Source organism: Yoonia sp. 67-2 (assembly GCF_035117555.1).
Classification (GTDB): Bacteria; Pseudomonadota; Alphaproteobacteria; order Rhodobacterales; family Rhodobacteraceae; genus Yoonia.
Genome location: NZ_JAYKPK010000006.1, coordinates 148,002 through 169,404, shown reverse-complemented (window position 1 = coordinate 169,404; position 21,403 = coordinate 148,002). Strand labels below are relative to the sequence as shown.

The following is a 21,403-nucleotide window of genomic DNA, read 5'->3' as shown; positions in this document are numbered from 1 at the left end:
GGGTTTACTCGGTCGACACCAGCCCCTCAGGCCGGCCCACAACGATGAAATGCAGATCATCCGGTTGCAGCAATTCAGATGCAACGCGGTTGACCTCGTCCAGTGTCACAGCCTCGATATAATCATTGCGGTTGATCACATAATCAGGCGGTAGGTCGATCATCTGCATCCCCACCATCATCGCCGCAATCTCTGCATTGCCGTCAAAGCGCAAAGGATACTCCCCGGTCAGATAGGTTTTCGCGGCGGCCAGTTCATCCTCGGTCAGCCCTTCCTCGGCCATGCGCGCCCATTCCGCGCGTGTGACCTCAATTGCTTCTGCGATGGTGGCATTGGAAGATGCCACATTGCCCAGTATCATTTCTGCATGAAACATCGGCGCCAGATAGCTGCCGATCCCATAGGTCAGCCCGCGCTTTTCACGGACCTCGGTCATCAGGCGGGACTGGAACCCACCCGCGCCCAGCACGTGGTTCATGATATAGGCGGCAAAGAAATCGGGATCGTCGCGCTTCATTCCTTCATGACCGAACAGGGCGACGGATTGCGGATTGTCGAAATCAATCACCGTCACGCCACCGGGCAGGCCAAACTCCACATCTGCGGGCGAAGCTGGCCCTTCCGCAGGCAGATCGCCCAGCAAGGCGTCCAGCATTGGCCCCACCGCATCCGCCTCAACGTCACCCACGACCGAGACATAAAGCCGGTCGCGTGTCAGCGTGTTCTGATGCGCGGCGATGATATCGTCGCGGGTCAGGGCGGTGACGCTTTCCGCGGTGCCATCCAGCGGCGTGCCATAAGGATGATCACCAAAAGCTGCCGCATTCAGCGCCGCATTGGCAATGCTGCGCGGGTTCAGCGCGTCGCTGGCAATGCCTGCCAATACCTGCGCGCGCACCCGGTCCAACGCTTGTTGGTCAAAGCGGGGGTTGATCAGCGCCTGTTCCAGCAGGGCCAGCGCGTCATCCTGATTTTCGGTCAGAAACTGGGCAGAAATGCTGATCGTGTCGTCACTGGCGCGAAAGCTGAACCTTGCGGCAAGGCTTTCCAGCTCGGTCTGAAACGCCTGCGCATCCAGATCACCGGCGCCTTCTTCCAGCAGCGCCGCCATCAGATTGACCGCACCACGCTTGCCGGGGGCGTCCAATGAGGCACCACCACGAAACCGGATTTCCAGCGCGACAAAGGGGATGCTGGGTTCTTCCACCACCCAGGCGTTGATCCCGCCGGGCGATGTGATTTCCTGAATATCAATCTCGGCCTGTGCGGCACTGGCAATCAGGGCGACCCACAGGGCTGTCAGAATACGCAGCATCAGCGTGCCTCCTCTTGATTGGCGACGACCCAGCCGGTGACAGCCTGATTGCGGTTAAATACTTTTTCCGCCGCGTCCTTGATCTGCTCCGGCGTCACCGCTTGCAGGATGTCGGGCCATTGCTGCACATCCTCCACCGTGAGGCCTGATGACAGCGCCGCGCCATAGCGTTGCGCCAACCCTTGCGTGCTGTCCAACGCATAGATTTCAGAGGCGCGCAGCTGGGTGCGGATCGCCTCCATCCTTGCGGGGTCGATGTCATTTTCCATGAAATCGGCGATCACGGCGTCCATCGCGGCCTCGGCCTCTGACAGGCTCACACCTTCGGCGGGGACCACGGCCAGCGAAAAGGTGGTCTGGTCCAGCGACATGCCCGAATAAGACGCAGAGGCCTGAAGCGCGATCTGGCTGTCGAATTGCAGCGCCCGACCAAGGGCAGAGGTGAAAGGCGACCCGCCCAGCAATTCCGCCAGATAAACCAGCGCTGCCGCTTCTTGCTGCGCGCCGCTGTTGCGTTCGGGGGCAAGATAGCTGCGGGTCACATAGGGGACGCTGACGCGCGGATCGGCATAGGTGATCCGGCGTTCGGCGCGCTGGGGCGGCTCGATCGGGCGGGCACGGTCGGGCAGATCGGCGCTGGGCTGCAGGGGGCCGTAATATTGCTGCGCCAAGGCCAGCACGTCTTCGGCATCCACATCGCCGGCGACGACCAGCACGGCATTGTTGGGCGCATAATGCCGCTGATAGAAATCCAGCAATTCCGGCATATCAAGCTCTTCAATCTCATGCTGCCAGCCGATGATCGGCAACCCGTAACCATGATTTTGGTATTGCGCCGCCATCAGCTGTTCAAGCGCGACAGCACCGGGGTTGTTTTCGGTGCGCTGGTTGCGTTCCTCCAGCACGACGCGGCGTTCAAAGGTGATGTCATCCTCGGTCAGCGCCAGATTGTTCATCCGGTTCGATTCCATCTGCATCATCAGATCCAGCCGGTCTGACGCGATCCGCTGGAAATAGGCGGTGTAATCATAGCTGGTAAAGGCATTGTCGCTGCCGCCGTTTTCGGCGACCACCTGCGAAAACTCGCCGGGTTCGAGCATATCAGTGCCTTTGAACATCAGATGTTCAAAGAAGTGCGCGATGCCGGATTGCCCGGTCGGTTCATCGGCGGACCCGACCTTGTACCAAACCATATGGACCACGACAGGGGCGCGGCGGTCCTCGATCACGACAACCTCCATCCCGTTGTCGAGCGTGTAGGTCGTGACCTCATCGGCCTTGGCGCTGACCGCCAGAACGATCAGAAAGAATGCAGCAAAAAAGCGGGTCACGGGACCTCCGACAGATTGGTTGAATGCCGCACAAGCTACGCTGCAAGCGCAGATGTTCAACCCGTCATACGCGGTTGTGAGATTGCCCTGTCAGCGGGGGTCCGCCCGGTTGCCTTGCCCCGGCGTCGGCGGGGGCAGGGCGGTTGTCGCGGGCATTTGCAACGGATTGAAGGGCGTCACGGCCTGTTCTGCCGGGACTGCAACCGGCACACCGAATTGCGGCCCGCCGCCATCGTTCCGGCCACAAGCCGTCAGCGCCACAAGGGCAAGAATGGAAACAATAAAGGCACGCATCGCATATCCTATCCGCATACTGCACAATGGTTAACGCATGCGACCGCCAAGGTCACGCGCGTTTCTTGCCATCATCGGCGAGGAAGGCCAAGCCGATGGCCCCCGCGAAAATTGCTATATCGGCGACATTGAACGCATAGGGGTTATTGATCCCACAGCAGGACATGTTCAGGAAATCCGCAACGGCCCCGTAAATGATCCGGTCGATGACATTGCCCAAAGCACCGCCAATCAGGATACCGCCCGCGATATAGGTCCATTTCGTCCCGCCGGTGCGGTTCAGCCACCAGATCACCCCCGCGCTAATCACCAGCGCAATCGCGATCAGCACCCAGCGCATGTCATAATCAGCAAACAGCCCGAAATTGACCCCCCGGTTCCAGGCCATGCGGAATTCGATGAAAGGCGGCCAGACCTCGATATATCCGGTGGGTTCGTTGATCAGGCCAAGCCAGTGAACGACGAAATATTTGCTGATCTGATCGATCAGAAAGACCCAGAATCCGGTCCAGAACATCAGGCGCATCGTGGTCCCCTTAATGCCGGAAATGGCGCATGCCGGTAAAGACCATGGCGATGCCGGCCTCATCCGCAGCCGCGATCACCTCGTCATCGCGCATCGACCCACCCGGCTGGATCACGCAAGTGGCCCCGGCGGCAGCGGCTTCCATCAAGCCGTCGGCGAATGGAAAGAAAGCGTCAGATGCCACGGCAGAGCCGATGGTCAGCGGCGCAGGCAGCCCCATCGCCTCGGCCATACGCTCGGCCTTTTTCGCCGCGATCAGGGCCGAGTCCAGACGCGACATCTGGCCTGCGCCGACACCCACGGTCGCGGCATCCTTCACATAGACAATCGCGTTGGATTTGACGTGTTTGGCGACTTTCCACGCGAACAGCAGGTCTTTCATCTGCGCCTCGGTCGGGGCTACCTTGGTCACGACCTTCAGATCGTCCAGACCGACATGGCCGGTGTCCTTGTCCTGCACCAACATGCCCCCCGCGACCTGCCGATAGGTGGTAATCGGTGCCTTCACATCCGGCAGGCCATCGGTGGTCAACAGGCGCAGGTTTTTCTTGCCCGCGAACACCGCCTTAGCCGCATCAGACGCACCGGGGGCAATCACGACTTCGGTGAAAATCTCGACAATCGCCTTGGCTGTCGCTTCATCGAGCGGTTGGTTCAGCGCGACGATCCCGCCAAAAGCGCTGGTGCGGTCGCAGTCAAAAGCATTCTGATAGGCCTCCAGTAATGTCGCACCCCGCGCCACACCGCAGGGGTTGGCATGTTTGATGATCGCGACGGCAGGGCCATCGGCCGGATCAAATTCCGCCACCAGTTCAAAGGCGGCATCGGTGTCGTTGATATTGTTATAGGACAATTCCTTGCCCTGATGCTGCAAAGCTGTCGCCACACCGGGGCGACCCGTGCCATCGGTATAAAACGTGGCCTTCTGATGGCTGTTTTCACCGTAACGCATCGTCTGCTTATAGGTGCCGCTGAATGACCGGCGGCGCGGGGTGTCTGCATTGATCGCCCCGGCCATCCATGTGCTGACCGCCGTGTCATAGGCCGCCGTGCGGGCATAGGCCGTCTGCGCCAACCGCTGCCGCAAGGCCAGCGTGGTCTGGCCATCATTGGCATCCATCTCGGCCAGCAACGCCTCATAATCCTGCACATCGGTCACGACCGAGACAAAGGCGTGATTCTTGGCGGCAGAGCGGATCATCGCAGGACCGCCGATATCGATATTCTCGATACAGGTGTCGAAATCGGCACCCTTGGCGACAGTCTCCTCGAACGGATACAAATTCACCACCAGCAGATCGATCGGCCCGATATTATGTTCCACCATCGCATCGCGGTGGCTTTCCAGATCGCGCCGCGCCAGCAAGCCGCCATGCACCACCGGATGCAGCGTCTTGACGCGGCCATCCATCATTTCGGGAAAGCCGGTGAAATCGGACACATCGCGCACCTCCAGCCCCGCCTCGCGCAAAGCCTTGGCAGTGCCGCCGGTAGATAACAACTCGACCCCGCGTGCGGCCAAGGCCTGCCCCAGGTCGATCAACCCGGTCTTGTCGGAAACAGAAAGCAGCGCGCGGCGCAGGGGGGCTTGGTCGGTCATCGCATTCCTCTAGGTCTGATCAGCTACGTCAAGCGGGTCCGCCCGGGCCAGATCACGCACCGCAAGCGGTGTATTCTCTGCCTTCGCCAGCGACCACCTGACGCGTGTCGCATAGGCCAAAGCGCTGCCGGATAAAACCACCTGTTGCGCGGCACGCGGCTTTAATTGACCGTTTTCAAGATAAACTGATGGGCTGACCGCCAGTTGCGCTGCCCCGTCATGCTGGAAAATCCAGATTTCCCCGGATTTCAGCCATAAGGTGACTGCCGTATGATCCAGCGTCGTTGCACAGGTGACGTCCGGATGCAGATGAAACCGGATCGCGAAACCGACACCGGCGCGCAGCGTCCGGTCAAAGACGCGGTCAAACTGCGCTTCATCCGCAGGGCCAAGCGTGGTCAGCAGATCCTCGCCCGTCAGACCGCGCCCATCGGCGGACAGATGCAGCAGTCGCGCATGGGTCAAGCCATGGCTGCGCTGATAACCGTTATGCGACAATTCAAGGCTGCGGCCTGTGTGATCCGCTGTCGCTTCGGCGCGCACAAGGCTTGGCACATCGCTCAGCCATTCGTCGGGTGTCTGGCCCAGATGGGACGATGACACACTTTCAAGGCCCAGTGTCGAATGGCTCGGCGTGGCGCGGCTGGCGCGCCGCCAATCATCACCGAATTGCGCGCCAGACCCGCAATTTACAATCAGGGGGCGACGGCCCGACGTCAATTCCAGCCCCAAGGTGCTGGCATGCGCATCGACAGAGGCACGCCCGACCGGCGGCGCAGCGGCATCGACAATCAGGCTGCTGCGCGCGGCAGTCAGCCGGACAAATCCCATTGCCATCGGGTGCGTCGCCGGGGTCTTGACCCCGGAAATGGACAGTGCTGCGTCAAGCGCGCCATCTGCCCCGCGCCCGCCGCCATGGAACCGGGGCAAACCGCCATCCGCATGGCGCAAGCCGCGCAAGACCGGCACGATACGGGCGATCGTTTCAGATATTTCGGCTGGCACGGTCCGCCCGGCCTCTGTCAATATGTGCTCACTATTGGTCAGATCCGTCAGAATGGCGAGCAAGGCAGCTGGGTTGCGCGACGGGACACAGCCCGTGGCGTCAATCTGCCGTTGACAGGTGGCGGCCAAGGCTTTGACCGCCGGATCAACCGGCCCTGCCATGCCGTCCAGTATCACGCCCGCATGGATCACACCTGCCAAAGTGGCGATGCTGTCTCGGTCGCGCGGCCAGCGCCGCCCGAGGAACAGCGCCTGCCGTGCAAGGCTTTGCATGAAAGCGGCAACTGCGCGTTTGCTCTGCCCGCGCAGCAAAAGGTCACTATGGCTGATCCAGGCGGACAGCCGCTGGGCCGTGACCGGCACCTGCCAGCCGGGGCCGTCGCCCGCGCCATAGCGTACGACCCAGTCAAAGACCCAGCTCTGCGCCTTGATCTGCGCAGGGCCAGTGCCAAGGGCGGCCAGATCATCCAGCCAGCCGCAGCCATGCAGCTCTGCCGTGGTCGCAGGATCATTTGCGCCGAGATCCCAGATTGACAGGCCAGGATCGCTGAACCGGCGACCAGCAAATAAAAACTCGCCCGCAATCAGCTGCTGCCCCTTGACCACCAGCCCGATTCCACGCGGCTCGGGCGGCATGGTAAAAGCGGTGGTCACAGTGGCACGCCCCGCACGACGTGCATGGCGGCGGTCGAAATACGCGGCCAGACGGTCCTGCCATGTCGTGGAATGTGCCATTGGTTGCGGCCTTGGGGTTGTGCCGGGTCGGCCCGGATTCCCGCGGACCATAGAAAAGCGCGCCCGCCCTGTCACGCGGCCTTTGTCAGCACGGCGATATAGAACCCGTCCATGCCACCCAGATCGGCCCAGTAATCAGGACGCAGGCGCAGCCCGCCTTCCTCAGTGATCCATGCCGGATCAAGGCCGGGCAGGGTGACGGGGGTGACGGTCAGCCCGTCATGGCGGGCGAGCGCCTCTTCCACCTGCACTTCGCCTTCATCGGGCAGCAGCGAACAAGTGCAATAGACCAGCCGCCCACCGGGGCGCAGCAGGGTCAGGGCGTGATCGATCAATGCCTCTTGTTGGTCGATCAAGGCGCCAAATTCCGACCCATCCTTGGCATAGGGCAGATCAGGATGCCGCCGGATCGTGCCGGTCGCCGAACAAGGCGCGTCCAGCAGCACCGCGTCAAAGCCACCCTCATGATAGTCAAAAGCATCGCTGACGATTGTCTTTGCCGTCAGCCCGGTCCGCGCCAGATTCTCGCCCAGCTTGACCATCCGTTTTTCGGACAGATCAACAGCCGTGACATCGGCCCCGCCAGCGGCCAGTTGCAAGGTCTTGCCACCCGGTGCGGCACATAGGTCCAGCACCCGCAGCCCTGTCACATCGCCCAGCAATTTCACCGGCAGCGCAGCAGCCGCATCTTGCACCCACCACGCCCCGGCATCATAGCCGGACAAGCCCGAAACCTGCCCCGCCTGCGCCAACCGGACCGAGCCTGTCGGCAGCACGACACCGCCCAAAGCATCTGCCAAAGCCTGCGGATCGCCCTTGGCGGTCAGATCGAGCGGCGCGCCAGCGAAATGCGCGGCCTCCATCCCTTCCACCGCGTCACGTCCCCAGGCGGCGACCAAAGGCTGGCGCAACCAGCCGGGTGTCAGCGGCACAGCGCGTTTATCCCAACCAGCGGGACCTTCATCGGCAATCCGGCGCAGCACGGCATTGGTCAGACCCTTCATCGTCTGGCTGCGCTTATGGCGCGCGACCAGTTCGACATAGGCATTCACAACGCCATGCGCGGCCTCGCCCTGCACCAATTCGATGACACCCAGCCGCAGCGCGTTCATCACATGATCGGTGGGCGGCTTTTTCAGATAGGGTTTCAGCATCCGGTCCGCCCGGTCCAGCCCGCGCAACGCATCCGTGGCCAGCCGCTGCGCGCGGGCGCGGTCATCCGGCGCAAGCTGCGCCAGCGCACCGCCTGCGATCAATTCGGCCATCAGGCGGCCTTCGGTCGTGATCTGCATCAGCAGATGATGGGCGCTGCGGCGCGGCAGCAAGCCGGATTGGTCCATGGGGTCACTCTTGAAGCTGGGTGGGGGTGGCGTATATTAATCCATGACCGCCGACAAGGAGAGCGCCATGCAAGATGATCACCCCAAAGATCTGCCGCCCGCCGCCCAGCGCGCCTTGGCCGAAGCTGCGGCACGGCGCAAGATCGCCAAGCCCGATCTGCCGCCCGAACTGGGCGGGCGCGACGGGCCTGAACCCGTGCGTTTCGGCGATTGGGAGAAAAAAGGCATCGCCATCGACTTCTAAGGCATGCCTCTGTCGCCCCCATTCAACTTTATGTTGCGCCGATATCACGTTGCTTAGCTTATGTTTTCATCGCTGTTGCGGTGAGCGGAAACTTCGGCTGTATTCGTGAAAAAAGTAGTGATCGGGCAGTGTAATGTTTCAACGTATGGTGGCCGCCGCGGCCTGCCTCTCCCTGATGGGATGCGGGTTGCCGCGTGGCGCAGGTTTCCAATCAGAGGTTTTGGCCGCGGCCAATACAAATATCGCGGCACGCGGTGAAACGCCTGCCTATGACTTTGCTATATATCCGGTGAATAGCGAGACATTGCCGATGCTGCGCAGCTGGCCCAGCCGGAACCTGCCTGCAACAAACTGGCTGACCGCCACTGAACAGCCTGCTTCCTTGCTGATCGCCCCCGGCGATCTGGTGCAACTGACAATCTGGGATGCCGAAGAAAACTCGCTGCTAGCAGGGGTCGGCCAACGCGCAACCGCCTTGCAAGAAGTGCAGGTCAGCGCCGGTGGCCAGATATTTGTGCCGTATATCGGCGATTTGCGTGTGGCCGGGATGTCTGCCGAAGCGGCACGCGCGCAGATCGAAGAACAACTGGTGCCCACGATCCCTTCGGCTCAGGTGCAATTGTTCGTTCAGCCCGGGCGCAACAATTCCGCCAATATCACCGGCGGCGTCGGCGCTTTGGGTCTGTATGAAATCCCTGACCGCAATTTCCGGATTCTGGACCTGCTGTCCAAGGCGGGCGGTGCCACTCCGACTTTTAACAACCCGCAGGTGCGGCTGACACGGGGCGGTCAGGTTTACAGCGTCCCGCTGCAACGCCTGCTGGACGAACCGCAGCTGGATATCGCCATGCGCGGTGGCGACCGGGTGCAGGTTGTGCCAGATGACCGCAGTTTCCTAGCCTTGGGTGCGACAGGGTCACAAGCCGTGGTCGATTTTACCACATCGGAACTATCGGCCTTGCAAGCGATGGCATTGCTCGGCGGGGTGTCTGCGGCCTCGGCCAACCCAAAGGGCGTATTGATCCTGCGCGAATATGACTGGGCCGAGGTGCGCGACGGTATCTCCGGCCCGCCGCAGCAACGGATCGTCTTCACGATGGATCTGACCACGGCAGATGGATTGTTTTCGGCGGGCAAATTCCTCGTCCAGGATGGCGATCTGGTCTATGGCACGGAAAGCCCATTGGGTGTCGCTCTGTCAGCCTTCCGCGTGGCAACGACATTACAATCGGTCGTAAATTAAGGTCAGAACAGCGCGATATCGTCACCGAAACTTGCATAATCGGTGACGCCTTCGACCCAGAGAATATCCCCGTTTCCGAAATCGAAGGTAACGCGCGATCCGTCCCAACTGCCATAGACAAACATCAGATCCGCGACAGAGGTCATGCCGGTCCAGACCTCTGCCCCGAAAACCAGCCGGTCGATGCCCTGCTCGTAGTCGACGATCACATCATGACCGCCCGCGAAGACAAAAGTATCGGCCCCGGCACCGCCGAACATGACATCATTGCCCGCGCCTCCCCGCAGCCAATCGTCGCCATCACCGCCGATCAGCAGATCGTCACCGTTACCACCGTCCAGCCGGTTGTTCCCATTGCCCGCAATCAGCAGATCATCGCCATTGCCACCGTCCATCCGGTCGTCACCATCACCACCGATCAAAATATCATGGCCATCGCCGCCACGCAGATGGTTGTTGCCGCCACCACCCAGGATGTAATCCGCCCCTGAACCTCCGACCAGCGTATCATCGCCCGCGCGCCCCAGCAGCAGATCATCGCCGCTCTGGCTGATCAGCATGTCATCGCGATCCGTCCCGATCAGTGCCCGGTCGTCGCCTGCAACCGGCACCGGCCTGCCGTGAAGGGCGCTACGCACATCCGCCAGATTCTCGGCCGCCAGCGCGCGGGTGATGGTCTGCATCGACACCAAACCGCCCTGATCGGGCGACGGCTCTGGTTCCGGCGGCAGCAGGGACGGCGGCGGCGTCGGCGGGCCGGGGGACCCCGGCACCAAAGCCACCGGCAGGCGCATACCGCCCAGCACATCGGCATTGGACAACATCCGGTAATCGATTGCTGCGCCATCGGCGCTATGGATCAGCAATTCCTCATCACCATAGACGATCCGAAATCCGGTCGGCGTGATATTCATGGTCAGCTGGGTGATGTCGCGCAACATCGGCCAGTTGGACAGATCAAGTCGGTCCTTGCCGAGTTCAAAATCGGTGATCATATCCGGCGCGCCATCAGGTGTCAGAATGAACAGATCCGCCCCCGCGCCGCCGGTCAGCATATCCGACCCCGGCCCGTCGCGCAGGATGTCATCGCCATCACCACCGCTGATCACGCTGTTCGTCCTACCCGCCATCAGAATGTCATTGCCCGCAGTGCCGGTGACGATATGACCCGCCACTGCCGGGGTGATGGTCGCACCGACAGGGCCGGGATCAAACCGCAATTGCGTGATCCCTGCTTCGCTGCTGCTGGCAACAAAGATATCGACGCCCGCGTCACGCCCGCGCGCGACGATGGCGCTGATGTTATCCAATCCGATGCTGGTGGTGTCCTCAAGATGCGCGAGCGCCTGCAATTGCCCGCCGGGCAGCAGCAGAAAGACAGAGATTCCGTCATCGGCCCCGCCCGCGATCACATAGCTGCGCCCGGATTCGGTCACGACATCAAGGGCAGTGACCCCGGCAAAACGCGTCTCGCGGGTGTCGAGCAGATGGTCGCGGATGATCAGATTGCCTGCAGGACCCACCTCCATCACGCTGAGGCTGCTGCTGCCAGCGGCGGCCAGGACCAGATAGGTAACGCCGTCCACCACGGCTGTCTTCAGCGCTGTCGGCGTGGCAATCCACAGCCCGTCCTCGGGCCCGACCCCGGCCACCTGTGCCAGCGTCCCATCTGGGCTGACCTGCCAGGCGGTCAGCGTATTGGCGCTGCTGTCGGCGGTAAAGACAAACCCGTCAGCGGCCGCCAGCGCGCTGATGGGGCCGCTGGTCGTTGTAGTCTGGCCGTGCTGCAAAAACTGCCCGGTGCCATCGAAATGCAGCGCCGCGATGCCGCCCGCCGTGGCAAAACCGCCATAAACGATTTGTACGCCACCCTCCTGCTGCCATGTGATCCCATGTTGAAACCCGGCTGGCACCGGCACATCGCCCGTCACCCGCACCCGTCCGTGGATCAGGCCGACCTGCTGGAACGTGCCGTCAGGCCCGCCGCCGATCAGCAGCACCGGATCTGTACCGGTCGCAAGCGTTGCAATCGTTGCCGTGACGCCCGGTGCAAGGGGGCCGTTCAGCACAAGGCCCGCACCGGGATTGATCTCGGGCCCGGCAATGGCCCAGCTTTGCACGGCGCCATCGAATTGTGTCAGACTGACCAGAGTCTCGGTTCCGCCGATCCGGACAATCTCCAGATCGGTGATCCGCGATCTAGCGGAATCGCGTGAACTGGTCAGATATCTGACCGGAAAAAATGCTGTCATCGTTCAATCCCCCCCAGGACCGATGCGGTGAGGGTCGAAAACAGCGCCGTCCGTCGCGCGGCGAAAATGCGGCGGGCTTGTGGCTCTTGCTGAAAAATTGCTTCAAACCTGTTGCTTTGCCTTGCAAGAACCTGGGCATTTGCGGCACCAAAGACACAACCATAAGGGGAGTTTAATGCCAGCAAAATTCGGCACCAGCGGGCTGCGCGGCCTTGTGACCGATCTGACCCGGGGCCTGATCGCGGATCATGTCAGGGCCTTTGCCGCCAGTTGCGATATGGGGGCGGGGCTGTTTATCGGCCGCGATCTGCGCGCTTCATCGCCAAAGATTGCGGCGGTCGTGGCGCAGGCCGGGCAGGCGGCAGGGCTTGCGGTCACAGATTGCGGCGCGGTGCCGACCCCGGCACTGGCCTTGGCCGCGATGCAGGCCGGGGCGGCGGCGATCATGGTAACCGGCAGCCATATCCCTGCGGACCGTAACGGGTTGAAATTCTACACACCAAAGGGCGAGATCACCAAAAACCAGGAGGCAGCGATCCTTATGGCTTTGGGGCAGGATTGGCCCGATCTGGCCGGTCCTAGTCCCCAGTCGCAGGACATCAGCACCCTCTATCATGCCCGCTATCTGACAGGATTCGGCCCGATCCTGCAGGGTCAACGCCTTGGCCTTTACGCCCATAGCGCCGTGGGGCGCGATCTGATGGCGGATCTGCTGACCGCATTGGGGGCCGAACTGGTCATGCTGGGCAGATCTGACAGGTTCACCCCGGTCGATACAGAAGCGGTCGACACAGCCACGCGCAAAACGCTCTCCGCCTGGGCCAAGGCCCATCAGCTTCGCGCCATCCTGTCCACCGATGGCGATGGCGACCGGCCTTTGATGACGGATGAACGCGGGCAATTGATCGCGGGCGATGTCATGGGCCAGATCACCGCCGCCTGTCTGGGTGCGTGCCATGTCGTGACGCCCGTCTCATCCAATACCGGGGCCGAGGCGCTGGGCGCCTTCGCAGAGGTCCTGCGCACCAGAATCGGATCACCGCATGTGATCGCCGGGATGCAGGCCATCAGCGGGCAGGTTGCCGGATATGAAGCGAATGGCGGCTTCCTGCTGGGTTTTGACGCCACCGGACCCGCAGGCCCGCTGCCCGCGCTGATGACCCGCGATGCGGTACTGCCGATGCTGGCGCTGCTGGCCGCCAGCGGCGACAGGCCGATGTCACAGCTGATCGCCGCGCAACCCGCGCGGTTCACCGCCAGCGACAGGCTGGTCGATGTGCCCACAGAGATGGCGCAAACACTGATCGCGGCGCTGACCGACGATGCGACCCTCTTTCTGGCCAACCTCAGCGCCCGCGCTGTGGCGATGAACCTGACAGATGGTCTGCGCCTGACCTGCCATGACGGGCGGATCGTGCATCTGCGCCCCTCTGGCAATGCGCCCGAACTGCGGATTTATGTCGAGGCGGAGAGCCCCGATCTGGCCGCATCCACGCTGCAGGCTGGCCTGAATGCGCTGCGCCATCGCATCTTCCGAGCATAAATATCCCCGTCGGAGACTGCGGCGCAGCCGCAAAGGGGCGCTGCCCCTCGCCCCGGATCAAGTCCGGGGCTCACCCCGGAGTATTTCCAGAAAAAAGAAGAGGCAGGCCGCGCCTTATGCGTCGTAGCCTTTGGGATTGGCCGATTGCCAGGCCCAGGTGCTCGCGGTCATTGCGTCAAGATCATGCGTCGCGCGCCAGCCCAGTTCCGCCTGCGCGCGGGCCGGGTTTGCCTGCATCGCCGCGATGTCCCCGGCGCGGCGCGGCGCTTGCTGTGTGGCGATCTGCTGGCCAGAGGCGCGTTCAAACGCGCGGACCATGTCGATCACGCTATAGCTTTGCCCGGTGCCGATATTGAACGGCCGCGCGCCGGGGGACGCGGCGGCATAGCCCAATGCGGCGACATGCGCGCGGGCCAGATCGACGACATGGATATAATCGCGCAGCCCGGTGCCATCGGGCGTGTCGTAATCATCGCCAAAGATCGTCAGCGCCGGACGCAGCCCAACTGCGACCTGCGCGATATAGGGCATCAGATTATTGGGAATATCCTTTGGGTCCTCACCGATCCGGGCCGAGCCATGCGCGCCGACCGGGTTGAAATAGCGCAGGATCACCGCACTGCGGCCCGCATCGGCTGCGGCCCAGTCGGTCAGCACCTGTTCCGCCATCAGCTTGGTGCGACCATAGACCGATGTGGGCCGTGTCGGATGCGCCTCGTCATAGGGCAGATAATCCGGTTCGCCGTAAACCGTGGCGGACGATGAAAAGATGATCTTGCCGCATCCCGCCCGGTCCATCGCATGCAGCAAGGCCAGCGTGCCGCTGACATTGACGTCATAATAGGCAAGCGGTTTTTGCTGGCTTTCCCCCACGGCCTTGAGCCCCGCGAAATGCACCACCGCTTCGGGCGCGAAATCGCGCATGATCTGGTCGAGAATCGCGGGGTCGCGCACATCGCCGCGATAATCGCGAACCTGCCCATTGGACAGCGCGCGGACCCGGCGCAAGACTTCGGGCGTGGCATTGGTGTAATTGTCGAGCACGCAAACCTCATGCCCCTCGGCCATCAGTTCGATCAATGTATGGCTGCCGATATATCCGGCCCCGCCAGTGACAAGCACGCGCATGGGATTTGTCCTTTGTTCCGCTTCTAGGCGCGGGCATAGACATCCTCATAGCGGATAATATCGTCCTCGCCCAGATAGCCGCCGGTTTGCACCTCGATCAGGACCATCGGCATTTTCCCCGGATTTTCAAGGCGGTGTTTGCTGCCCAGCGGGATATAGATCGATTCGTTTTCGGTCAGCAGGCGGATCTGATCACCGCAGGTCACCTGTGCTGTGCCTTGCACGACGATCCAATGTTCGGAGCGGTGGTGATGCGCCTGCAAGGACAGCGCGGCACCCGCATCCACCACGATGCGTTTGACCTGAAACCGCTCGCCTTTGGCAAGGCTTTCAAACCAGCCCCAAGGCCGGTGATCCTTGGGAAAAGCCGCAGCCTGATAGGAATTCGAGGTTTTCAGCAAAGCCACCGCCTGTTTCACATCCTGCGCGCGGCTTTTATGGCTGATCAGCACCGCATCGGGCGTGGCGATGGCGATGATATCGTGCAACCCGATCCCCATGATCACCTGCCCGTCATTTTCGGACCGCAGCAATGTCTCGCTGCAATCCATCGCATAGGCCGGGCCGGACAGGGCCTGCCCAGCGCTCTGCGTCTCGCGCCAGACGGCGGCCCAATCGCCCAGATCGGACCAGCGCCCGGCATAGGGCGCGACGCTCAGGTTCTCGGCGGCTTCCATCACCGCATAGTCAATCGACAGCGCAGGCGCGCGGGACCAATGTTTTGCCGCAAGCCGCACAAAGCCCAGATCAACACTCGCCTCATCCACCGCCGCCTGCACCGGCGCGACCATATCGGGCGCATGGGCCCTGTAGGCCGCCAGAATGCTGCGCGCGCTGAACAAAAACAGCCCCGCGTTCCACAGATAGCGCCCTGCGGCCAGCATCCGTGCCGCGTCCGGTGCACAGGGCTTTTCGATGAAACCCAACAGCGGCAGGATCGCCTGCCCCGGTTCTGGCGCCTGCGCGAGTTCCAGATAACCATAGCCGGTTTCCGCCCGATCCGGCGTGATGCCAAAGGTCACCAATTGCCCCGCCTGTGCCGCCGGGATCGCCGCAGCAACACTGCGCGCGAAAAGCGCCGCATCCGGGATCACATGATCAGACGGCGCAATCAGCAAAAGCGCATCCGGGTCGCTTTGCGCCAGATGCAGCGCGGCGGCCAGCACCGCAGGGCCGGTGTCGCGTGCGCCCGGTTCGATCAGGATCGCTTGGGGCGCAATGCCCGCCGCCTGCGCCTGTTGGCGCGCGATAAAGCGGAACTGATCCGCCGTCACGATCAGCGGGGCTGTGAAATCACCGCCCGACAACCGCCGCAGGCTGGCTTGAAACAGGCTTTCATCGCCGGTCAGGCTGGCGAATTGCTTGGGGTAGCTTTGCCGCGACAAGGGCCAGAGCCTTGTGCCCGACCCGCCGCAAAGAATAACCGGGATCACTTTTGTCATATGCCGCCCCTATGCGCAGCGCAGGGCAAGGCCCGCGCGATGTTGTGACAGATACCAATCAAACGTCTGGCGCAGCCCGTTCGGCAAAGCGATCTGGGGCCGCCAGCCCAGCCGCTGCATCCGCGCGGTATCGAGCAATTTGCGCGGCGTGCCACCCGGTTTGCTGGTGTCGTAAAGGATCTGCCCCCGAAACCCGGTCATCTCCGCGATCATCTGCGCCAGATCGCGGATGCTGATATCCTGCCCCCAGCCGATATTCAGATGGCTTCGCGTCGGCGTCGTTTCTGCCCGGTAAGCCACCGGGTCCAGCCGCATCACGAACAGCAGCGCTGCGGCCAGATCATCGACATGCAGAAATTCGCGCCGTGGCGCACCAGACCCCCAGATCGTCACCGCCTTCGCGCCGCTTTGCACCGCCTGATGAAACCGCGAAAGCAAAGCCGGCAGCACATGCGCATGAGCGGGGTGAAAATTATCGCCCGGTCCATAAAGGTTCGTTGGCATCAAAGACCGGTAATCATGGCCATGCTGAAGATTATAGCTTTCACACAGCTTGATCGCCGCGATCTTGGCGATGGCATAGGGCGCATTGGTCGGCTCCAAAGGGCCGGTGAGCAAAGCCTCCTCCGCCATCGGCTGGGCCGCATCGCGCGGATAGATGCAGGATGACCCAAGCTGCACCAGATGCCGCACGCCCGCGTCATGGGCGGCGTGGATCACATGGGTCGCGATCAGCAGATTATCGGTGATGAAATCCGCAGGCTGGGTCGCATTGGCCATGATCCCGCCGACCTTGGCGGCGGCAAGCACCACAGCATCCGGGCGCTGTGCCTGCATAAACGCGCGGACCTGCGCCTGATCGGTCAGGTCCAGATCGCACCGGTCGGCCGTGATCACCTGATGCACGCCTTCCGCCCGCAACAACCGCAGGATCGCCGACCCGACCATGCCCCCATGCCCGGCGATGAAAATCCGCATCCTCACGCCTGCAACGCCATGGGCAGATCCAGCCCGTAATCGCGCAGCACCGCATGGCGGCGCGCGGCGCGGTAATCCTCTGCCACCATCTCGGCGCACATCTCGCGGGCGGATGTTGTCGGCGTCCAGCCCAGCTGCGCCTTGGCCTTGGCCGGATTGCCCAGCAATGTCGCGACCTCTGCCGGGCGATAATAGCGCGGATCAATCCGCATTACTGTATCGCCGACGCGCACCTTGGGGGCCATGTCGCTGCGCACGGCGGTGACCACGGCCTTTTCCGCGACACCGCGCCCTTTGAACGCCAGGTCCAGCCCCAGTTCGGCGGCGGTCCAGACGATAAAATCACGCACCGAATGCTGCACGCCGGTGGCGATCACATAATCCTCTGGCTTATCTTGTTGCAGCATCAGCCATTGCATGCGGACATAATCGCGCGCATGGCCCCAGTCGCGCAAAGCGTCGATATTGCCCATATAAAGACAATCCTCGAACCCCAGTGCGATATTGGTTAACCCCCGCGTAATCTTGCGGGTGACAAAAGTCTCACCTCGCCTTGGGCTTTCGTGATTGAACAGAATGCCGTTGCAGGCAAAGATCCCGTAAGCCTCCCGGTAATTCACGCAGATCCAATAGGCGTATAGCTTTGCCACCGCATAGGGACTGCGGGGATGAAACGGCGTCAGTTCCGTCTGCGGCGATTGCGTGACCTGCCCGTAAAGTTCCGAAGTCGAGGCCTGATAGAACCGCGTCTTGCCTTCCAGCCCCAGAAACCGGATCGCCTCTAACAATCGCAATGTGCCCATCGCATCCACATCGGTGGTATATTCTGGCGCTTCAAAGCTGACCGCGACATGGCTTTGCGCGCCAAGGTTGTAAATCTCATCCGGCTGGACCTGTGCGATGATCCGGGTCAGATTGGCGCTGTCGGTCAGATCGCCGTAATGCAGCTTGAATCGCGCCTGATCCTTCTGCGGGTCCTGATAAAGGTGATCGACACGGGCCGTGTTGAACAGCGACGCGCGGCGCTTGATGCCATGCACCTCATAGCCTTGGGTCAGCAGGAATTCCGCCAGATAGGACCCGTCCTGCCCTGTGATCCCGGTGATCAGCGCGCGTTTGGTCATCTTTTATCCTGTCTGGCTGAACCATGCCTACCTGTTTTCGCTGATTATCCTTAAAGTTTGATTAACGACCGGCACGGTGCCTCAAGGCGATCTTAACCGCGCTGGGGTAGGGTGAGGCATCCCCAATTGAGCAAAGGTGCTTTTCCATGTCCGACCAATCCCCCAACCTGTCCTTGCCCTTCATCATGCCTGCCCAGGCGCAAAAGCATGTCACCCATAACGAGGCGATCGAATTGCTCGACCTGATCGTGCAACTGACGCTGGTGTCAGTCACGCAGACAGCACCACCCCCCGACCCGGCGGAAGGTGCCGCATGGGCCGTGCCTGCGGGGGCTGTCGGCGCCTGGGCCGGGCAGGCCGGGCTGATCGCGACATGGCGTGGCGGGGGGTGGCTTTTCGTCGCAGCGCGCGACGGTTGGACCGCTTTTGTCACGGATGCCGCCGCCCTGCACATCCGGATGGATGGCAAATGGTCCGCAAAAGGCCACCCGCCGGATTTGCAGAACCTGCCCGCAGTCGGCGTGAATGCCACGGCTGATGCGACGAACCGGCTGTCCCTGCGCGCCCCCGCAACGTTGTTTGACAACGAAGGGGCCGGGCATCAGATCAAGATCAACAAGGCCGCAGCGGGCGATACCGGGTCCCTGCTGTTCCAGACCGGCTATAGCGGCCGGGCCGAGATGGGCTTGGCCGGCAGCGATGATTTCACCATAAAAACCTCGCCCGATGGCACCTTATGGCGGCAGGCGCTGACGATTGCCGCCGCGACCGGACAGGTGCAGCTGTCGGGTGCCCTGCGGCTGACGCCGATCAGCCGACCGGCAACCGGGCAGGCGGGCGATCTTTACTTTGATTCTGCAACTGCAAAGCTTTGCTGTTTTGACGGGACGCTCTGGCATGACCTCTTCTAGCGGGAACCGTCAGGTCAGGGGCCGCGACCCACAGTCCGGACGGCATTTCGGCACTTATTTAACAGATAGATGACGGAAATTCAACCAAACCGCGGCAGGCAGGCCATATCGACGCAGGATCGGTGGATTCTTGCAGCATGGCGCTTGCGACACCATAGCACCTCTGCTATCTCGCGCAGGATTTTGACGCTTTCGTGTAAACGAAGGCCTAATGAGCTGCCCCTTTGCTGCCCACCTTCGGGCGTCGTAAAGCTGGGCCCAAGACATCGGAAGGGTGGACGTGTCCGAAACTGCTGGTATCTCCACAGGCATTGCTGCGCGCTATGCGACAGCCGTGTTTGACCTTGCCAAAGACGGCAAGGCCATCGACGCATTGCAAGACGACGTCGCGGCGCTGCAAGCCGCGATTGAAACAAGCGCCGATCTGCGCACTTTGCTGACATCGCCGCTCTATAACCGCGACGAACAAAGCGCGGCGATCACTGCCATTGCCAAACAGATGAACCTGTCAGCGACAACCAGCAATGTGCTGGCGCTGCTGGCCGCCAAACGCCGCCTGTTCGTGCTGCCGCATCTGCTGGCCGTGCTGCAGGACCGTCTGGCCGCAGAACGCGGTGAAGTGACCGCCGAGGTCACGACCGCAAAGTCGCTGACCAAGACCCAGACCGACAAACTGGCCGCGACGCTGAAGGCGCAGGCTGGCAAGACCGTAATTATCAAGCAAACCGTCGATGAAAGCATCATCGGCGGTCTTATCGTAAAAATGGGCTCCCGGATGATCGACACCTCGATCGCTTCCAAGCTCAATGCACTCCAGAACACTATGAAAGAGGTCGGATAATGGCGATCCAAGCGTCGGAAATCTCTGCGATCCTGAAGGACCAGATCAAGAACTTCGGTCAAGAAGCTGAAGTGGCCGAAGTGGGCCGTGTGCTCAGCGTCGGCGACGGGATCGCCCGCGTTTACGGGCTGGACAATGTGCAGGCCGGTGAAATGGTCGAATTCCCCGGTGGTATCCGCGGGATGGCACTGAACCTCGAAACCGACAATGTCGGCGTCGTGATCTTCGGCACCGACCGCGCGATCAAGGAAGGCGACCTTGTCAAGCGCACGAAATCCATCGTGGACGTGCCCGTGGGTGACGAATTGCTGGGCCGCGTCGTGGATGGTCTGGGCAACCCGCTGGACGGCAAAGGCCCGGTCAACACGACCAAGCGCGCCATCGCCGACAGCAAGGCCCCCGGCATCATCCCGCGCAAATCGGTGCATGAGCCGATGGCGACAGGTCTGAAATCCGTCGATGCGATGATCCCGATTGGCCGTGGCCAGCGCGAATTGATCATCGGTGACCGCCAGACCGGTAAAACCGCTGTGGCACTGGATACGATCCTGAACCAGAAATCGTATAACGACGCCGCCACCAACGAATATGACAAGCTTTACTGCATCTATGTCGCGATTGGCCAGAAACGCTCCACCGTCGCACAGCTGGTGAAAAAGCTCGAAGAATCCGGCGCGATTGAATACACCATCGTCGTCGCTGCGACCGCCTCCGACCCCGCACCAATGCAGTTCCTTGCACCCTACGCTGCAACTGCGATGGCCGAACATTTCCGCGACAATGGTCGTCACGCGCTGATTATCTATGACGATCTGTCCAAACAGGCCGTGGCCTACCGCCAGATGTCGCTGCTGCTGCGCCGCCCACCAGGACGTGAAGCTTACCCAGGCGACGTGTTCTACCTGCACTCACGCCTGCTGGAACGTTCCGCGAAACTGAACGAAGATAACGGGGCAGGCTCGCTGACCGCGCTGCCGATTATTGAGACCCAAGGCGGCGACGTGTCGGCCTTTATCCCGACCAACGTGATTTCGATCACCGACGGCCAGATATTCCTTGAAACCGACCTATTCTATCAGGGTATCCGCCCTGCGGTAAACACCGGTCTGTCGGTGTCGCGGGTTGGCTCCTCTGCCCAGACCAATGCGATGAAATCCGTCGCCGGTCCGGTCAAACTGGAACTGGCGCAGTACCGCGAAATGGCGGCCTTCGCCCAATTCGGCTCTGATCTGGATGCCGCGACCCAGCAATTGCTGAACCGTGGCGCGCGCCTGACCGAATTGATGAAGCAGCCGCAATATTCGCCGCTGACCAATGCGGAAATCGTCTGCGTGATCTATGCTGGCACCAAAGGCTATCTCGACAAGATCGCCGTCAAGGATGTTGGCCGGTTCGAGGCTGGTCTGCTGCAATATCTGCGCAGCACTGGCAAAGACGTGCTGGACATGATCACCCGCGAAGATCCCAAGATCAAAGGTGATGCAGAAGCCAAGATCAAAGCCGCTTTGGACGCCTACGCCGCCGATTTCGCGTGAACCTAAGATAAGGAGA

18 protein-coding genes are annotated in these 21,403 nt (G+C 61.7%); 6 read left to right on the top strand and 12 right to left on the bottom strand.

Translation table 11 applies throughout. The annotated features are described in order from the left end of the window. Positions 1 to 4: 4 nt before the first annotated feature. The 7 genes from VOY09_RS11775 to VOY09_RS11745 all read right to left on the bottom strand — a co-directional run bounded on the left by VOY09_RS11775 (position 5) and on the right by VOY09_RS11745 (position 8,146). A complete protein-coding gene (locus VOY09_RS11775) occupies positions 5 to 1,315 on the bottom strand; it encodes a pitrilysin family protein (RefSeq protein WP_322895006.1) in 1,311 nt (436 codons plus the stop codon). Then, positions 1,315 to 2,646: a pitrilysin family protein gene (locus VOY09_RS11770; protein WP_322895005.1), complete on the bottom strand. Its 1,332-nt coding sequence runs from the start codon at positions 2,644 to 2,646 to the stop codon at positions 1,315 to 1,317. Before VOY09_RS11770 ends, VOY09_RS11775 begins: the two co-directional genes overlap by 1 nt. A gap of 90 nt (positions 2,647 to 2,736) precedes the next feature. Further along, positions 2,737 to 2,940: a DUF3035 domain-containing protein gene (locus VOY09_RS11765; protein ID WP_322895004.1), complete on the bottom strand. Its 204-nt coding sequence runs from the start codon at positions 2,938 to 2,940 to the stop codon at positions 2,737 to 2,739. A 52-nt stretch (positions 2,941 to 2,992) separates the two neighbouring features. Beyond that, the gene (lspA, locus tag VOY09_RS11760; RefSeq protein WP_322895003.1) at positions 2,993 to 3,466 is read right to left on the bottom strand and encodes a signal peptidase II; all 474 of its coding nucleotides are present in this window, start codon (positions 3,464 to 3,466) and stop codon (positions 2,993 to 2,995) included. A 10-nt stretch (positions 3,467 to 3,476) separates the two neighbouring features. Beyond that, a complete protein-coding gene (purH, locus tag VOY09_RS11755; RefSeq protein WP_322895002.1) occupies positions 3,477 to 5,066 on the bottom strand; it encodes a bifunctional phosphoribosylaminoimidazolecarboxamide formyltransferase/IMP cyclohydrolase in 1,590 nt (529 codons plus the stop codon). Positions 5,067 to 5,075: 9 nt separating this feature from the next. Then, a complete protein-coding gene (locus VOY09_RS11750) occupies positions 5,076 to 6,806 on the bottom strand; it encodes a heparinase II/III family protein (RefSeq protein WP_322895001.1) in 1,731 nt (576 codons plus the stop codon). Positions 6,807 to 6,877: 71 nt separating this feature from the next. Continuing rightward, a complete protein-coding gene (locus VOY09_RS11745) occupies positions 6,878 to 8,146 on the bottom strand; it encodes an RsmB/NOP family class I SAM-dependent RNA methyltransferase (protein WP_322895000.1) in 1,269 nt (422 codons plus the stop codon). Between the two features lie 67 nt (positions 8,147 to 8,213). On the opposite strand from VOY09_RS11745, the gene VOY09_RS11740 reads away from it, so the two are divergent. Beyond that, complete coding sequence (locus VOY09_RS11740) at positions 8,214 to 8,390, top strand: DUF1674 domain-containing protein (protein WP_322894999.1); 177 nt, start codon at positions 8,214 to 8,216, stop codon at positions 8,388 to 8,390. Positions 8,391 to 8,523: 133 nt separating this feature from the next. Beyond that, positions 8,524 to 9,633, top strand: a complete 1,110-nt coding sequence (locus VOY09_RS11735) for a polysaccharide biosynthesis/export family protein (RefSeq protein WP_322894998.1) — start codon at positions 8,524 to 8,526, stop codon at positions 9,631 to 9,633. Positions 9,634 to 9,635: 2 nt separating this feature from the next. Here VOY09_RS11735 and VOY09_RS11730 read toward each other — a convergent pair whose 3' ends face one another. Then, positions 9,636 to 11,885: a calcium-binding protein gene (locus VOY09_RS11730; RefSeq protein ID WP_322894997.1), complete on the bottom strand. Its 2,250-nt coding sequence runs from the start codon at positions 11,883 to 11,885 to the stop codon at positions 9,636 to 9,638. A gap of 175 nt (positions 11,886 to 12,060) precedes the next feature. Here VOY09_RS11730 and VOY09_RS11725 point away from each other — a divergent pair, with 175 nt between their 5' ends. After that, positions 12,061 to 13,428 carry a phosphomannomutase gene (locus VOY09_RS11725; protein WP_322894996.1) on the top strand — a complete coding sequence of 456 codons (1,368 nt, stop codon included), beginning with the start codon at positions 12,061 to 12,063 and terminating at the stop codon, positions 13,426 to 13,428. Between the two features lie 114 nt (positions 13,429 to 13,542). Here the strand turns inward: VOY09_RS11725 and galE are convergent, their stop codons facing one another. Genes galE through gmd form a run of 4 tightly spaced genes read right to left on the bottom strand, consistent with a single transcriptional unit; the run spans position 13,543 to position 18,100 of the window. Then, positions 13,543 to 14,556, bottom strand: a complete 1,014-nt coding sequence (gene galE / locus VOY09_RS11720) for a UDP-glucose 4-epimerase GalE (protein WP_322894995.1) — start codon at positions 14,554 to 14,556, stop codon at positions 13,543 to 13,545. A 23-nt stretch (positions 14,557 to 14,579) separates the two neighbouring features. Next, positions 14,580 to 15,998: a mannose-1-phosphate guanylyltransferase/mannose-6-phosphate isomerase gene (locus tag VOY09_RS11715; protein ID WP_322894994.1), complete on the bottom strand. Its 1,419-nt coding sequence runs from the start codon at positions 15,996 to 15,998 to the stop codon at positions 14,580 to 14,582. Between the two features lie 9 nt (positions 15,999 to 16,007). Then, on the bottom strand, positions 16,008 to 16,976 hold the full coding sequence (locus VOY09_RS11710; RefSeq protein ID WP_322894993.1) for a GDP-L-fucose synthase: 969 nt from the start codon (positions 16,974 to 16,976) through the stop codon (positions 16,008 to 16,010). Between the two features lie 2 nt (positions 16,977 to 16,978). Further along, the gene (gmd, locus tag VOY09_RS11705) at positions 16,979 to 18,100 is read right to left on the bottom strand and encodes a GDP-mannose 4,6-dehydratase (protein WP_322894992.1); all 1,122 of its coding nucleotides are present in this window, start codon (positions 18,098 to 18,100) and stop codon (positions 16,979 to 16,981) included. A gap of 146 nt (positions 18,101 to 18,246) precedes the next feature. On the opposite strand from gmd, the gene VOY09_RS11700 reads away from it, so the two are divergent. The 3 genes from VOY09_RS11700 to atpA all read left to right on the top strand — a co-directional run bounded on the left by VOY09_RS11700 (position 18,247) and on the right by atpA (position 21,387). Then, positions 18,247 to 19,011 carry a DUF2793 domain-containing protein gene (locus VOY09_RS11700; RefSeq protein WP_322894991.1) on the top strand — a complete coding sequence of 255 codons (765 nt, stop codon included), beginning with the start codon at positions 18,247 to 18,249 and terminating at the stop codon, positions 19,009 to 19,011. Positions 19,012 to 19,291: 280 nt separating this feature from the next. Next, positions 19,292 to 19,852: a F0F1 ATP synthase subunit delta gene (locus VOY09_RS11695; protein WP_322894990.1), complete on the top strand. Its 561-nt coding sequence runs from the start codon at positions 19,292 to 19,294 to the stop codon at positions 19,850 to 19,852. Then, positions 19,852 to 21,387 carry a F0F1 ATP synthase subunit alpha gene (gene atpA, locus VOY09_RS11690; RefSeq protein WP_322894989.1) on the top strand — a complete coding sequence of 512 codons (1,536 nt, stop codon included), beginning with the start codon at positions 19,852 to 19,854 and terminating at the stop codon, positions 21,385 to 21,387. The genes VOY09_RS11695 and atpA overlap by 1 nt, the downstream gene beginning before the upstream one ends. Positions 21,388 to 21,403: the final 16 nt, after the last annotated feature.

Excerpts from the sequence above, each read along its gene's own strand:
- VOY09_RS11750 (WP_322895001.1), bottom strand. The coding sequence starts at position 6,806 with ATGGCACATTCCACGACATGGCAGGACCGTCTGGCCGCGTATTTCGAC.
- gmd (WP_322894992.1), bottom strand. The coding sequence starts at position 18,100 with ATGACCAAACGCGCGCTGATCACCGGGATCACAGGGCAGGACGGGTCC.
- VOY09_RS11765 (WP_322895004.1), bottom strand. The coding sequence starts at position 2,940 with ATGCGTGCCTTTATTGTTTCCATTCTTGCCCTTGTGGCGCTGACGGCT.
- VOY09_RS11735 (WP_322894998.1), top strand. The coding sequence starts at position 8,524 with ATGTTTCAACGTATGGTGGCCGCCGCGGCCTGCCTCTCCCTGATGGGA.
- VOY09_RS11775 (WP_322895006.1), bottom strand. The coding sequence starts at position 1,315 with ATGCTGCGTATTCTGACAGCCCTGTGGGTCGCCCTGATTGCCAGTGCC.
- VOY09_RS11745 (WP_322895000.1), bottom strand. The coding sequence starts at position 8,146 with ATGGACCAATCCGGCTTGCTGCCGCGCCGCAGCGCCCATCATCTGCTG.
- atpA (WP_322894989.1), top strand. The coding sequence starts at position 19,852 with ATGGCGATCCAAGCGTCGGAAATCTCTGCGATCCTGAAGGACCAGATC.
- purH (WP_322895002.1), bottom strand. The coding sequence starts at position 5,066 with ATGACCGACCAAGCCCCCCTGCGCCGCGCGCTGCTTTCTGTTTCCGAC.
- VOY09_RS11700 (WP_322894991.1), top strand. The coding sequence starts at position 18,247 with ATGTCCGACCAATCCCCCAACCTGTCCTTGCCCTTCATCATGCCTGCC.
- VOY09_RS11730 (WP_322894997.1), bottom strand. The coding sequence starts at position 11,885 with ATGACAGCATTTTTTCCGGTCAGATATCTGACCAGTTCACGCGATTCC.
- VOY09_RS11725 (WP_322894996.1), top strand. The coding sequence starts at position 12,061 with ATGCCAGCAAAATTCGGCACCAGCGGGCTGCGCGGCCTTGTGACCGAT.
- VOY09_RS11715 (WP_322894994.1), bottom strand. The coding sequence starts at position 15,998 with ATGACAAAAGTGATCCCGGTTATTCTTTGCGGCGGGTCGGGCACAAGG.
- galE (WP_322894995.1), bottom strand. The coding sequence starts at position 14,556 with ATGCGCGTGCTTGTCACTGGCGGGGCCGGATATATCGGCAGCCATACA.
- VOY09_RS11710 (WP_322894993.1), bottom strand. The coding sequence starts at position 16,976 with ATGCGGATTTTCATCGCCGGGCATGGGGGCATGGTCGGGTCGGCGATC.
- lspA (WP_322895003.1), bottom strand. The coding sequence starts at position 3,466 with ATGCGCCTGATGTTCTGGACCGGATTCTGGGTCTTTCTGATCGATCAG.
- VOY09_RS11740 (WP_322894999.1), top strand. The coding sequence starts at position 8,214 with ATGCAAGATGATCACCCCAAAGATCTGCCGCCCGCCGCCCAGCGCGCC.